At 32.3% G+C, this 13,787-nt stretch carries 12 protein-coding genes; 11 read left to right on the top strand and 1 reads right to left on the bottom strand.

Annotated features, from left to right (window positions below):
- Nucleotides 1-36: 36 nt before the first annotated feature.
- From pfkA to OW729_RS03035, 10 genes are all read left to right on the top strand, one after another.
- Nucleotides 37-996 carry a 6-phosphofructokinase gene (pfkA, locus tag OW729_RS02990; protein WP_268059952.1) on the top strand — a complete coding sequence of 320 codons (960 nt, stop codon included), beginning with the start codon at nucleotides 37-39 and terminating at the stop codon, nucleotides 994-996.
- 32 nt (nucleotides 997-1,028) lie between these two features.
- Nucleotides 1,029-2,780 carry a pyruvate kinase gene (gene pyk, locus OW729_RS02995; RefSeq protein ID WP_268060034.1) on the top strand — a complete coding sequence of 584 codons (1,752 nt, stop codon included), beginning with the start codon at nucleotides 1,029-1,031 and terminating at the stop codon, nucleotides 2,778-2,780.
- 620 nt (nucleotides 2,781-3,400) lie between these two features.
- Entirely contained in the window at nucleotides 3,401-3,763 is a 363-nt protein-coding gene (locus OW729_RS03000) for a DUF1540 domain-containing protein (protein WP_268059953.1), read from the top strand.
- A gap of 110 nt (nucleotides 3,764-3,873) precedes the next feature.
- The gene (gene rlmD, locus OW729_RS03005; RefSeq protein WP_268059954.1) at nucleotides 3,874-5,250 is read left to right on the top strand and encodes a 23S rRNA (uracil(1939)-C(5))-methyltransferase RlmD; all 1,377 of its coding nucleotides are present in this window, start codon (nucleotides 3,874-3,876) and stop codon (nucleotides 5,248-5,250) included.
- A gap of 390 nt (nucleotides 5,251-5,640) precedes the next feature.
- Nucleotides 5,641-5,865, top strand: coding sequence for a helix-turn-helix domain-containing protein (locus tag OW729_RS03010; protein ID WP_035150496.1), 225 nt, complete (start codon nucleotides 5,641-5,643; stop codon nucleotides 5,863-5,865).
- Nucleotides 5,858-7,138, top strand: a complete 1,281-nt coding sequence (locus OW729_RS03015) for a DNA methyltransferase (RefSeq protein WP_035150280.1) — start codon at nucleotides 5,858-5,860, stop codon at nucleotides 7,136-7,138. The genes OW729_RS03010 and OW729_RS03015 overlap by 8 nt, the downstream gene beginning before the upstream one ends.
- Nucleotides 7,123-8,394 carry a TRM11 family methyltransferase gene (locus OW729_RS03020; RefSeq protein ID WP_035150282.1) on the top strand — a complete coding sequence of 424 codons (1,272 nt, stop codon included), beginning with the start codon at nucleotides 7,123-7,125 and terminating at the stop codon, nucleotides 8,392-8,394. Before OW729_RS03015 ends, OW729_RS03020 begins: the two co-directional genes overlap by 16 nt.
- A gap of 2 nt (nucleotides 8,395-8,396) precedes the next feature.
- Nucleotides 8,397-9,170, top strand: a complete 774-nt coding sequence (locus OW729_RS03025; RefSeq protein ID WP_035150283.1) for a hypothetical protein — start codon at nucleotides 8,397-8,399, stop codon at nucleotides 9,168-9,170.
- Nucleotides 9,163-10,239 carry an McrB family protein gene (locus tag OW729_RS03030; RefSeq protein WP_051593381.1) on the top strand — a complete coding sequence of 359 codons (1,077 nt, stop codon included), beginning with the start codon at nucleotides 9,163-9,165 and terminating at the stop codon, nucleotides 10,237-10,239. Before OW729_RS03025 ends, OW729_RS03030 begins: the two co-directional genes overlap by 8 nt.
- A 15-nt stretch (nucleotides 10,240-10,254) precedes the next feature.
- Nucleotides 10,255-11,520 (top strand): LlaJI family restriction endonuclease, encoded by a 1,266-nt coding sequence (locus OW729_RS03035; protein ID WP_035150284.1) that lies wholly within the window; start codon nucleotides 10,255-10,257, stop codon nucleotides 11,518-11,520.
- Nucleotides 11,521-11,568: 48 nt separating this feature from the next.
- On the opposite strand, the gene OW729_RS03040 is transcribed toward OW729_RS03035, so the two are convergent.
- The gene (locus OW729_RS03040; protein WP_268059955.1) at nucleotides 11,569-12,765 is read right to left on the bottom strand and encodes a CGNR zinc finger domain-containing protein; all 1,197 of its coding nucleotides are present in this window, start codon (nucleotides 12,763-12,765) and stop codon (nucleotides 11,569-11,571) included.
- 456 nt (nucleotides 12,766-13,221) lie between these two features.
- On the opposite strand from OW729_RS03040, the gene OW729_RS03045 reads away from it, so the two are divergent.
- On the top strand, nucleotides 13,222-13,755 hold the full coding sequence (locus OW729_RS03045; RefSeq protein ID WP_268059956.1) for an ECF-type sigma factor: 534 nt from the start codon (nucleotides 13,222-13,224) through the stop codon (nucleotides 13,753-13,755).
- The last annotated feature ends 32 nt before the right edge of the window (nucleotides 13,756-13,787 follow it).

Below are 13,787 nucleotides of genomic sequence, written 5' to 3' on the forward strand. Positions count from 1 at the left end.
ATGCAATATGTCCCAGGTTTTTTGGGAGGAATGTATATGAAGACAATTGCTGTTTTGACAAGTGGTGGAGATGCACCTGGAATGAATGCTGCAATTAGGTCAGTAGTAAGAGTTGGTTTAGACAAAGGCCTTAAAGTAATGGGTGTGCAAAGAGGCTACAGTGGACTAATCAATGGAGAGATTTTTGAGATGGAACGCCACAGTGTGGCGGATATAATACAAAGAGGTGGGACAATTTTAAGAACAGCTCGTTGTGAAGAATTTAGAACAGAAGCAGGTAGAAAAAAAGCTCAAAATATTCTAAAAGCTTTTGGTATTGATGGCCTAGTTGTAATTGGAGGAGATGGCTCATTTCAAGGAGCTAGATTGTTATCTAAATTAGGTATATCCACAATAGGATTACCAGGTACTATAGATAATGATTTAGCTTATACAGACTATACAATAGGATTTGATACTGCTACAAACACAGTATTAGATGCTATAAACAAACTAAGGGATACTTCTTCTTCACATGAAAGGGTTAGTATAGTAGAAGTTATGGGAAGAAATTGTGGAGATTTGGCACTTTATGCAGGAGTTGCAGGTGGAGCTGAGAGTGTAATTATTCCTGAAAAGGAATTTAATGAAGCTGAGCTATGCAGAAAAATTTTAGAAGGAAAACTAAGAGGTAAACTTCATAACCTAGTTATTTTAGCTGAAGGAGTAGGGGGAGCAGAAAAACTAGCCAAGAGAGTTCAAGAAGTTACAGGCATAGAAACAAGAGCTACAGTACTTGGACATATCCAAAGAGGAGGAAGTCCTACAGCCTTTGATAGAATTTTAGCATCTAGAATGGGAAATAGAGCAGTTGAATTATTAATCGAAGGTAAGTCTTCTAGAGTTGTAGGAGTAAGAAATGGAAAAGTATATGATGACGATATAGAAGAGGCTCTGTCTGTAAAAAGAAAGTTTGATGATGAGCTATATAATATAGCCAATATAGTATCTTACTAAAACAATCAAAAGGAGAGTAAAGTATGCAAATAATGCAAAAAACTAAGATGATTTTTACAATTGGACCTACAAGTGAAACGGAAGAAATTTTAACAGAATTAATTAAAGCTGGGATGAATGCAGCAAGATTAAATTTCTCTCATGGAGATCATGAAGAACATGGTGTTAGAATAAAAACGATAAAAAAACTAAGAGAAGAATTAAACAAACCTATAGCAATAGTTTTAGATACAAAAGGACCGGAAATAAGAACTAAAGATTTTAATGGAAAAGTTGAATTACAAGAAGGAAATACATTTACTATTTATTGCGAAGAAGAAGTTGTTGGGGATGAAACAAAATGTTCAATAACTTATGATGATTTATATAAGGATGTAGTGCCAGGAAATACTATATTAATAGATGATGGTTTAGTTGAACTTACTGTTAAAGAAATAGAAGGAAATAAAATACATTGTAAAGTAGTAAATAGTGGAGTTGTATCAAGTAAAAAAGGAATAAATGTTCCTAATGTATCAATAAACTTGCCAGCTCTTACAGAAAAAGATAAATCAGATTTGATATTTGGATGTGAACAAGGTATAGATATGGTAGCTGCTTCATTTATAAGAAAAGCAGCAGACGTTTTAGCAATTAGAAAAGTATTAGAACAAAATGGTGGTAATGATGTTCAAATATTCTCTAAAATAGAAAACCAAGAGGGTGTTGATAATATAGATGAAATTATCAAATTCTCAGATGGTATAATGGTTGCTAGAGGAGATATGGGTGTAGAGATTCCTATAGAAATGGTTCCAGTAGTTCAAAAAATGATTATTGAAAAATGTAATAAAGCAGGAAAGCCTGTAATAACTGCAACTCAAATGCTTGATTCTATGATGAGAAATCCAAGGCCAACAAGAGCGGAAGCTTCAGACGTTGCTAATGCTATATTTGATGGAACAGATGCAGTAATGTTAAGTGGAGAATCTGCAAATGGTAAGTATCCTATTGAAGCTGCTAAAACTATGGCAAGAATAGCTAGAACTGCAGAAGCTCAAATAGATTATGAAGCAGCTTTAAATAAGAGAAAAGAACAAGAACTATATAATGTTGCAAATGCTATAAGTTTAGCAACTTGTACAACTGCTAGAGAATTAAATGTTTCAGCTGTAATAACTGCTACACAATCAGGAACTACAGCTAGAATGGTTTCTAAATATAGACCAGAATGTCCTATTATAGCAGTTACACCAAATGATAATGTGGCAAGAAATTTAGCTTTAAATTGGGGGGTATTCCCAATAGTTGCTAAAAAGTTCGAGTCAACTGATGAAATGATAGCAGAATCAGTAAACAAAGCAAAAGAATTTGGATATGTTGAAAATGGCGATCTAGTAGTAGTAGCTGCAGGTATTCCTGTTCACTATTCAGGAACTACGAATATGCTTAAAGTTCATATAGTTGGTGATTTTTTAGTACAAGGTAAGGGTGCAGGTTCAATTCCAGGATACGGAGTTGCTAAAGTAGTTAAAAATGCAAAAGAAGCTTTTGAAAAAGTAGAAAATGATGATATCTTAGTAGTCAAAAACTTAGATAGAGGATATATGGACGTTTTAGATAGAGTTGCTGGAGTTGTATCAGAAGAAGGTGGACTTACTTCACATATGGCAATTGAGTGTTTATCAAGAGGAATACCTCTAATTTGCAGTGCTGGTGGAGCTACAGAATCTATAAAAGATGGTTCATTTATAACTCTTGATACTTCAAGAGGCGTTGTTTATAGTGGAAGAGAAGATTTATAATTAAGTTAAAAACTTTACTTTACTGCCTAAGCTTCAGATGTAGGTAAAACTTCATTTGAAGCTTGCAATTTTATTTATATATATTAAAAAAATATATAGACGATTTATCATTTATATGATAAAATAATTCAATGTTGTTTATGATTTTAAAGCATATATTGTAAATAAAAAATAAATGATCAAAAAAATGATTATTTATTTTTTATTTGATTTAATTTATGTTTAATTGGTTAAAATATAAAATAAAAGTAACTGATTCCATTCCAAGCATCCTTAATATTAAGGGTGCACTTTTTTTATAATCTAGTTCAATTGAATGCTAATTAGAGGAAATGATATTTTTATAGGGTAATTTATATGATTAATAATATAAATTATTTAATTTTATACATATAATTATTGTTATTAAAAGATTATAATTTTAACAAAAGTGAATAAAAAACTTCTAAAGTTCAAAAAATATATTAATAAATAGGGTTCTTGGTTTCAGGTGTAGTTTTAAATTTCACTTGAAGCTTAGAAACCATTATCCAAGGTCGTAGCGCCACTTAGCTCTAATATATATTGAGTATTAGTGGCGGTAGAGATCGGATAAAACAGAATTTTAGGAGGGACTTTAAATGGATACTAAATTAAGTTGTGGTGTAGGAAATTGTGTTAATAATATAAATGGATTATGTTCAGCAAGAGAAATAAAAGTAAATGGAGAAGGAGCTACATCAAGTAATCAAACTTTATGTGAAACTTTTGGAGAAAGAAGTTTTAAAAATTCTGTAACTAATATACCTAATATGAATATACCTGGAGAAATAAAACAATTGTTTACACAAAACTCTATTGAAATGACTCCTAAGGTTTTATGTGATGCTACAAATTGCACTTACAATCAAAATAGAGTCTGTAATGCTAGCAGTGTTCAAATAAATGGAATGCAAGCAAGTACAAGTCAAGATACAAAATGTGAAACTTTTAAACAAGGCTAATTTAAAGTTTTATTAAAAGCTTTTCTGTTTTTCAGAAAAGCTTTTAATTTTTACTGATTTTTTGATAAAATGTAATACAGTAAATACAAGAAGAGAATGGAGTATGAAAAATGAAGAATGTTGTACCTGTTGAAAAAAATAAAGAGTATATCGTTCAAATAACAGGAGAAGGATATGAAGGAGAAGGAGTAGCTAGAATAGAGAATTACCCTATTTTTATTCAAGGTGCTCTTCGTGGGGAAGAAGTGAAAATGAGAGTTGTAAAAATTAAGAAAAATTTTGCTTTTGGAAAACTTTTAGAAATAATAAAATCGTCTAAAAATAGAATCGAACCGGTTTGCTCTATATACAATAAGTGTGGAGGATGTAGTATCCAACATTTTTCTTATGAATCTCAGTTAGAATTTAAGAAAAATAGAGTTAAAGATGTCTTAGATAGAATTGGAAAATTACAAGATTATATATTACATGATACTATAGGTATGGAGAGTCCTTATAGATACAGGAATAAAGTACAACTTCCTGTAGGAGAAGAAGAAGGAGAAATAAAAATAGGTTTTTATGCACCTAGAAGTCACAATATAATAGATATGCAAAAATGCTATATACAAGATGAAATAGGTGATGTAGTTATATTTCTTACTAAAGATTGGATGAAAAGATTTAATATTAAAGCTTATGATGAAGATAAAAATATAGGATTAGTAAGACATATAATGATAAGACGTGGGTTTAAGACTGGTGAAGTTATGGTTGTTATAGTTACAAACGAAAGAAAGCTTCCACATAAAGATGAACTTGTAAAAGTTATAAGCGAAAATATAGAAGGAATAACTAGTATAGTTCAAAATGTAAATTCTAAAAAAACAAATGTTATTTTAGGAGAAGAATGTATAACTTTATATGGAAGTGATTACATAAGTGATTACATAGGAGAATTTAAATTTAATATATCACCATTATCTTTCTTTCAAGTGAATCCAATACAAACAGAAATACTTTACAGTAAAGCTTTAGAATATGCTAATTTAAATGGGAAAGAAGTGGTTTTCGATGCATATTGTGGTGCAGGAACAATTTCATTATTTTTATCACAAAAAGCTAAAAAGGTATATGGAGTAGAAGTAGTGCCTCAAGCTATAGAAAATGCTAAAGTTAATGCAAGAGAAAATAATGTAACTAATGTAGAATTTAGTGTCGGTAAATCAGAAGAAATTATTCCAGAACTTATTAAAAAAGGGATAAAAGCAGATGTAGTAGTTGTTGATCCACCTAGAAAAGGTTGTGATGAAAAGTTACTAGAAGCTATTAGTGAGATGAAACCAAAAAGAATAGTTTATGTTTCTTGTGATCCTTCAACTTTAGCAAGGGATCTTGGAATTATTGAAAAAGATGGTTATAAAGTTATAGAAGTGCAGCCAGTAGATATGTTTCCTCAAACTGCTCACGTTGAGTGCGTGACATTGATGTCAAGGGTTGAGAAATAGGAGAGCTCAAAATACTGATAAATAAAGGGTTTTCAAGGTTGGATGATTTTCTGCCTGATGTCTGGCAGTGCCTTTTAACCTTGGAAATCCTTATTTTTGTTTATGAGGAAATAGGTCAACTGAAAAAAATGTGTGTAGGGTTGAGTTGACAGATTAGATTTTTTATAGAGGTTGAGTAGACAGGATAGATAATTAGAATGTCACTTACTATTTATGGAAGAAAGATAGTGAAGCAGAAATGATAATATTATCCATGGTACCACAATTTTACAGAGAACACGATTGTAGGGAATTATCCTAATAATGTAGGAAAAATGATTTACTTTGTGGGAATTGAGTGGTATAATTATTATTTGTGATAGAATGCTGGTTAAGTTAGGGAGTGAAGAAATGCAAGTAAGTTATAAAAAGTTATGGAAACTATTAATTGATCGCGATATGCGAAAGCAAGATTTGAAAGAGAAAGCAGGTATAAGCAAAGGAACAATAACAAAGCTTGGAAAAAATCAAAATGTTTCTACGGAGACACTTGCAAAAATCTGCGCAGCATTAGAATGCAATATTGAGGATATTGTAGAATTTTCGACAGAAGAACAGAGGGACAATAATGTATAGAGAGTTAGAGCAAAAATTCAAAGTTATATATCCAGAAAGTGAAAATGCAACATATTCTAGTTTGTTAAACTATTCTGATGATTTAAATAGGCCTAGACAAAGATGGTATAGGTATAAAGAAGGTTTTTCACTGGAGCTAGTAAGGAAATTGATAAATGAATATAACAAAAATAAAAATGGTACAATAATGGATCCATTTCTCGGCAGCGGAAGTACAATTATAGCTGCTAATCAATTAGGACTTAATGGCATTGGATTTGAAGTGAATCCATTTTCATATTTTCTTTCAAAATGTAAACTACGTAATTACAGTGCCGAGATTGCTTTGGAGTTTAAAAATGCATCACAAGAAGTATTAAGTGTTAAGTATGAGCGAGAATATAAGTTACCGGCATTATCCATAAGTCAAAACGTATTTAATTCTGATGTAGAAAATTATTTAATGAATGTTAAAGCAAACATATTAGAGGGGAAATATAGCGATGAAGTTAAAAACTTGCTGATTTTGGGATGGATTTCAAGTATTGAACCATTATCAAACTATCGAAAAGGCGGAAATGGATTAAAGAAACGAAAGTATGTAAAGCCACGTATCATTACTGTAAGTGATGCGAGGAGTGAACTACTTACTTTCTATACTAATATATTCGATGATATTACTTCTAATGATATAACATTTAAGGCACAAATTTTTAACGACTCATGCTTGAATTCGAGGGAATATGTAGAAGATGGGTCAGTTAGTGGAATTATTTTTTCACCACCTTATGCAAATTGTTTTGATTATACAGAAATATATAAATTAGAGCTATGGTTTGGAGGATTTGTTAATTCATATGAGGATCTAAGAAAACTGAGAAAAAAATCACTACGGTCTCATTTAAATGGTGAATTGAGTTTAGAAAATGTTGATACAACAAAGATATCTAAATCAACTCAAGAGTTACTTGATTCTTTAGCAACAAAAAAATTATGGGATAAGAGAATTCCTTTGATGCTTCAATTGTACTACCTCGATATGTTTAAGGTAATAGATCAGAGTTATGCTGCACTTGAAGATAATGGGTTTTGTGCCATTGTTGTAGGTAATTCTTCTTATGGTGGAGTTGTATTTCCGACAGATTTAATCTTAGCAGAATATGCTCAAAAAATTGGGTTTAAAGTAGATAAGATTGAAGTTGATAGATACATTATCACCAGTTCCCAACAGTACGAATCTACTAAAGAATATGGTAAATATTTAAGGGAGAGTGTTGTATGTCTAAAAAAATAAATAATCACATCATTGTTGAAAGTCTACCAAAGGATATAGAGTTTGGAGGGTCATACATAATTGCTCAATCTAATCCAAACACATATACACATTCATTCTTTAAATATCCATGCCGCTTTATTCCAGAGATTCCAAGATGGGCTATTCAAAAATATTTAACTGGAGTTCAAAATGGTTCTGTTTTTGACCCGTTTGCAGGTAGCGGTACTACGCTATTAGAAAGTGTTATTAATGATTTTGAGGCTTATGGAACTGAGATTGATAATATTGCAAAATTGATCATTAAAGTAAAAACTACTCCTTTTACTAAAGATAAGTTAGATGAAATAGCTAATGAATTTAATAGGATTATTACAAACATAGATACAAGCCAAAAACCTCAAAGACTTCCTGGCATTAATAATTTAAACCATTGGTTCACGGAAGATGCAATTGTAAAATTATCCGGAATTAAAATGAACATCGATAGCATTGATGACAAAGATATCCGTGACTTTTTCAAAGTATGTTTTGTTTCAATAATTAAAAGAGTATCAAATGCTGATGATGTTTCTCCCAAACCATATGTGTCCAATAAAGTTATAAAGAACCCGCCAGAGACTATCAAAGAGTTTTCGTCTACATTTACTAAATACTTTGAAGGAATAAAAGAACTTAGTAATCTTGGACTGACAAAAAAGGCTCGCATTATAAACGGGGATGCTTTGAATTTTGAGTTTGATGGTTTATATGATTTGGCAGTTACGTCGCCACCATATATAAATGCATTTGATTATGCCCGGACAATGAGATTGGAAAACCTTTGGTTGGATACTATGACTGAAAACGAGTTGAGGGAGAAAAAGAAAGATTATGTAGGTACCGAATCAATTAAGGTTGCAGAAGAGGAAAAAAACCTCGAAATTTTGGAGAAAAGTATAATTCTTAAATCATATTACAATCAAATTTTTGAAAAGGACAAAAAAAGAGCGCTGATTGTTAAAAAGTTCTTTGAAGATATGGAAGGTAACCTCAAGAATACTTATAAATACCTAAAGCCGGGTGGTCATTATATGATAGTAATTGGGAACAGCTCAATACGTAAGGTGGAAGTTGAAAGCTGGAAGGTTATCCAACAACTCTCGGAACTTGTTGGGTTTAAAACCGAAACCTATTTTAATTATTTAATCCAAAACCCTTATATAAGAATACCGAGAAAAAATAAGGGAGGAAAAATTAATGTAGATCATGTATTAGTTCTTAAAAAGGAGGGATAAGCTTGAACCTATCTGGATGGAAATATGAAGGCAGAATTATCAGTGATAATTTACAACATCAGATTATGGAAATAATCAAAATATTGAATGACCCTGAGAAGGTTCAGAATAGAACATGGGGTGGGAGTTTACAGAAATTTATTGGTAACCAAATAGGAATCTCTGATGGACAAGTTCGGACCATAAAAAGAATGATGGAAGAGTTTGATATATTAAAACCTGGTGCATTAAATCGACGGACAGTACCAGATAAATCAAATATTTATTCTGAAAATGGGGAGGTTCTTATAAGGTTATTTGAAAGCGAAGAACTTTTGAAACAAAAGCCTTCCAAGGATTCTTATGAACAGATAGAGAGAATTAAAGAAATATATAAATTATTCTATTTGAAAATTTTAGTAAAATACACTATAAGAGATAAGGATGGTAATGAGTTTCATCCTGCAGTTATTCTATTAAAAGCTTTGAAAAAGTATGAATATTTAACTTACTGGGAGTGGTATCTACTTAATACAATAATTACTTCAGATAACAATCCTGAGGAAGAACAGGAGTTTGATAAATATATTACTGACATTAGGAATGGGGCATTAAAAGCTTCTGACTTAAAGATTACGGAAAATGTATTATCACATTCTTATATTTTGGGAAACTTCGCATATGTGGGATTAATCAAAGTTGAAGGTAAAAAAGAAAATATGAAGATCACAATTAACGAAAAAAACAAACATATAATTGATGAGATTCTAAGAGAATGGGGGTCAGATGATGAGTAATAATTTTGATGAATCAATTGATAGTAAGATTGACGAAAATATTAAGGCTATTATGGAAAAACGTAATATTAAATCTTCAGATAACGAGCCGCCAGGAAATACCGACTTTCACGGGAGAAATATATTACTTTACGGCGTTCCTGGTAGTGGAAAAAGTTTTACAATAAAAAAAGAGTATTGTGATGATGAGAATAGACTAGAACGTTTAGTTTTTCATCCTGATTATACATACTCAGATTTTGTAGGACAAATACTACCTGATGTTTCGGATGGAATCGTAAACTATAAATTTAAACCAGGTCCTTTTACAAGACTGCTAAAAAGAGCATACGAAAACCCTACTACTGAATTTTTTCTTATAATTGAAGAAATTAATAGGGGTAATGCACCTGCTATATTCGGAGAAATCTTTCAATTACTTGACAGGGATGAAACAGGTGCAAGTGAATATGGTATTTCAAATACTGATATAGCTAAAGTTGTATATGGTGATGAGACGCGAAAAGTGCGTATCCCATCAAATCTAAACATAATAGGTACTATGAATACTTCTGATCAAAATGTTTTCACGCTAGATACCGCGTTTCAACGTAGATGGGAAATGCGTATGATAGAGAATAATTTTGATAAAGCGGATGCGGAATTTGCAAATCATCCAATTTTGGACACAACTGTAACATGGAAAACTTTTTGCACAGAAATTAACAAAATAATACTTGATAAAAATGTAAGAATGACATCATCTGAGGATAAACGATTAGGGGTATACTTTGTCCATTTGAGTGATCTGATTTATGATGAAAATGCTGATAACCCTAATCTTAGTGAAAAAGAGCGTATTAAAGCTAAACAAAACAACAGTCGTTTCCCAGAAAAAGTATTAAAATATCTTTGGGACGATGCTTTTAAATTTTCCCGTGAAGATATTTTTGAGGTGAGCCAGTATAACAGTTTAGAAGCTGTAGTCGCAAAATTTTCAAGCGAGAAAAAAAATGACCGATTTAAAGTTTTTAAAGAAAATGTATATGATGCATTTGTTTCTCCTAATGCTGATGGACAAAATGATTAAGGGTGGTGACTCAACATGGTAATAGACTCTGAAATACGTAAACGCTGCCGTGTAAATACAAATGAAGAGGGAGATCGCTTTGTCGGTATTAAGGCTGATTCTGATGATGTAGTAGTCTATTTCCCTGTTGGTTATCATCTTCCAGAGAATGAAATAGATGTTAAACGTGATATACTTCATTTGTTTCAAGTGTTGGCTGAGTTTACTGATAGCTCTGACCGAGTGCTTGCTATGAATAAGTTTGAGGCCCCACAATCAGTCGACTTTCCTATTAATGCTTATCTAGAGGTTATATATTATTTTATGGAGAAGAACGGTTACTATATGGAAACTGAACCTGTATATAAAACAAGGGACCGTGGAAATATCGACTGGGCAAAAACTATACAAAGGCAAAAGGCATTGATACAGTCTAACTTTTCACCAGTGTATACACAATATACTGTTCGAGAATCAACTCCGAATGAGAATAAGTTAATAACCCATATACACAGACATTGTGTATATGAAAGTTTTTCAAAACTAGGATGGCTATTTACTCCATATATGCCTGAACCACCACAAATACCCCTTGACATTAAGCGCTTTATAATTGCATTAAATGACAAGTTGGCAACTACATATAACGATAAGGATAAAAAATTATTTAGATCTATGAAGGCAATGCTAGAATATATGGATGAAAAGCCATCAGTAAAACAGTTCTATTTTGGAACTGATTATTTTGAGAATGTTTGGGAAAAGCTGATAGATCGTGTGTTTGGAATCAAAAACAAGAAGGATTATTTTCCTAGAACAAGATGGCGTTTGCGAAAAGGTAAACACAAAGAAAAATACCCTCTAGAACCGGATAGTATAATGCTACATAACGATAAGATATATGTGTTAGATGCAAAGTACTATAGATACGGCGTTTCAGGCAATCCAGATCATTTACCGGATTCATCATCGATTAACAAGCAGATAACATACGGCGAGTATATACAAAGACAGTTAAACTTACCGAATGAGTCTTTATATAATGCTTTTATTATGCCATATAATGCTGCGAAAAATTACTTCGGTTTTACTACTCCATTTGGTAATATTGGTGAGGCGGTTGGTGATTGGAAGGGAGATACCTATTATTACGAAAGAATTCAAGGAATTGTTGTAGATACTCGGTATCTAATGTATCATTACACGGGAAATTCAAAAAAAAGCATAATAGCATTAGCAGAATCTATAGAAAAAGCTTTAGTTGAGAATAATGGTTTTCTTCCTCAGCCAAGTTCAGAATAAATTGTAATACCTCTGTCATAGCATCATATCTATGAACAGAGGTATTTTCTATTGTTGGCTTTCCTTTTTACGTTTTCGGTAATTTCTTTGAGCAGTGGCGTTTCCACATTCCGGGCAACAATATTTATTCCTTGTGGATGTCGTCTTTACTAAGAAATATTGATTGCAGTTTGGGTTTGCACATAGTCTATATAATTCTAATCCGGGTTTCATATAAAAAATTGAAAAGTAGATTGCTCCCATAAGCGAATCTACACGCCATGATGGTGACATAGTTGCGACATTGTACTGTGGATGAATACCATTTAAGTTTTCATTGATTTCTTCACCAATAATTAATCGAGCAATATCAATAAGAGCATTTTTCATGTGGTCATTGAACTTTGTCTTGTCTGGTTGCGAGTAATATTGAATACCGTTTTCATAATCAAAGGATTTAATAATCCCTACCTCATATTGATAATGAAATAAAAAATCTGTAATTAGTCGAATAGAATGGTCCGCATTTGGCTTATTACAGTAGAGATTAACCACTGCCTTAAATCGTTTGCTATCAGAACCAGGTTTAGATGTCATATAGCCACCCATGATATCATTATAGTCATTTATGTCCAGTTCATATGTCGGTTGATAAATGGTGTCTGTGATTGTATATGTATCCTTATCAAAAGCCTCCTGCCCTCTGTCTACTATTTGTAGATAGGGGGCATTTTCTATTTCATCATAAAATGGATGTCTGCAAGTAGTGTAAGGCTCTCTCAGACTCATCACATTAATTGAAACAGGATCTGAAAGTAGTAGATATAAAGTTAAATGCAATATATCTTGATAGTTTTTTCTAGGTTCTTCAATTGCGCTCATTAATCTAACTGTTGCTTTAATTCGATAGACTAATTCTAACATTGTATGAGCATCTACAGATTCATATTCACAATCACTGATGGGAAATAAAAAGCCATTCTTTTTGAAAAAGTCAAAAAGCACATCAATATTCCCATTTGGTAAAGAAATCAATGAAGATAGAATATTTTTCTCTTCTATAGATCCTGTGCTTGCCAATCTTAAGAGACCTTCCTTTGCAGCGAAAGCAAAGCGAATCCTTTTTGTTGGCAGGCTTTGTAATTTAAGCGTCGTTATCGGTTCGACTCCAGGAGAAATATGTTCTATATCTTTTACACAGTCACAAGAATAGCTTTCATATCTAAATAAATTATTTTCAAAAAAATCTTCCCTATTTGTCTCCATAACTTAAACCTCATTTATATGAAATGTAATTATAAAAATAATATTTAGTAAAATTATCCAGAAGTAATAACTAAAAATATAATATAAAAAAATTATATCATTAAAAAGTAACTTTAACAATAATGTCAAGCTGAAATTTTTGGTAAAGTAATACGAATTTTATCAAATTTACTTACTATTTAAAGGGCAATACAATAATTACAGACGGCGGACAAGTTCTTCGTAAGTAGCAAAATTCGATTGCTTCCCGTCTACAAAAAAATATCGAATGCCTGATTTGCAATAAGGGCAGAGGATACATATTGTTTCGCTCCAATCCGTAAGGATTGTTGCGGTGCAATAGAAGTACCTTACCTTATTGCGCTCATTTTCAGGATAAAAAGGTCTGTGTACTTCTGGTACAGGCCTATTTTTGTATCCTTTGCCGCCAATGCAATCCGGCGGAAAGGATGCAAAATGAAAATTAGAATTCAGCACGAAAACAAATCTATCTATCTGGAGGTACCAGACGAGGACTTCACCTTAATGATTGAGGCGGATTATGAGGACAGGCTATCTTCTGCAGAGGACAAAGAAACCGTGACCCGGCGCTCTCCACAGGAGATAATGGACGAACGTTTCAACAAGCCGGAATACAATAACTGGCACAAATTTGACAGACACAGAGGTATGCCAAAGAAACCATTCCGCAAGGATGACCAAGAGGTTGATGAAACCGACCATATGGACTATTTTCCTGACTACTCAGATGAAATGACTAGAGAGAAAAAAGAAGAGTATGAGCATATCTGTGAAATTATTCGCAAGGCTCTCAAGGAAAAACAAGCGGAGCTACTGATTGCTATAGTCTTGGATGGTGTTTCGGTAACAGAGTATGCAGAACGTGAGGGGGTAAGTGTAAGTGCCATTTCCCACCGTTTAGATACAGCTAAAAAGAATTTCAAAAAAATATATCCCAAATCCTCAACTTTCCCCTCTTGCCATGGCTAATAGTTAGAGGGCAGCACATAGACGCTCTCGGA

Source organism: Clostridium brassicae, assembly GCF_026738875.1.
GTDB classification, from domain to species: Bacteria; Bacillota; Clostridia; order Clostridiales; family Clostridiaceae; genus Clostridium_H; species Clostridium_H brassicae.

Bases quoted from the DNA above. Each gene is read 5' to 3' on its own strand.
- pfkA (WP_268059952.1), top strand. From the start codon at position 37: ATGAAGACAATTGCTGTTTTGACAAGTGGTGGAGATGCACCTGGAATG.
- pyk (WP_268060034.1), top strand. From the start codon at position 1,029: ATGCAAAAAACTAAGATGATTTTTACAATTGGACCTACAAGTGAAACG.
- OW729_RS03000 (WP_268059953.1), top strand. From the start codon at position 3,401: ATGGATACTAAATTAAGTTGTGGTGTAGGAAATTGTGTTAATAATATA.
- rlmD (WP_268059954.1), top strand. From the start codon at position 3,874: ATGAAGAATGTTGTACCTGTTGAAAAAAATAAAGAGTATATCGTTCAA.
- OW729_RS03010 (WP_035150496.1), top strand. From the start codon at position 5,641: ATGCAAGTAAGTTATAAAAAGTTATGGAAACTATTAATTGATCGCGAT.
- OW729_RS03015 (WP_035150280.1), top strand. From the start codon at position 5,858: ATGTATAGAGAGTTAGAGCAAAAATTCAAAGTTATATATCCAGAAAGT.
- OW729_RS03020 (WP_035150282.1), top strand. From the start codon at position 7,123: ATGTCTAAAAAAATAAATAATCACATCATTGTTGAAAGTCTACCAAAG.
- OW729_RS03030 (WP_051593381.1), top strand. From the start codon at position 9,163: ATGAGTAATAATTTTGATGAATCAATTGATAGTAAGATTGACGAAAAT.
- OW729_RS03035 (WP_035150284.1), top strand. From the start codon at position 10,255: ATGGTAATAGACTCTGAAATACGTAAACGCTGCCGTGTAAATACAAAT.
- OW729_RS03040 (WP_268059955.1), bottom strand. From the start codon at position 12,765: ATGGAGACAAATAGGGAAGATTTTTTTGAAAATAATTTATTTAGATAT.
- OW729_RS03045 (WP_268059956.1), top strand. From the start codon at position 13,222: ATGAAAATTAGAATTCAGCACGAAAACAAATCTATCTATCTGGAGGTA.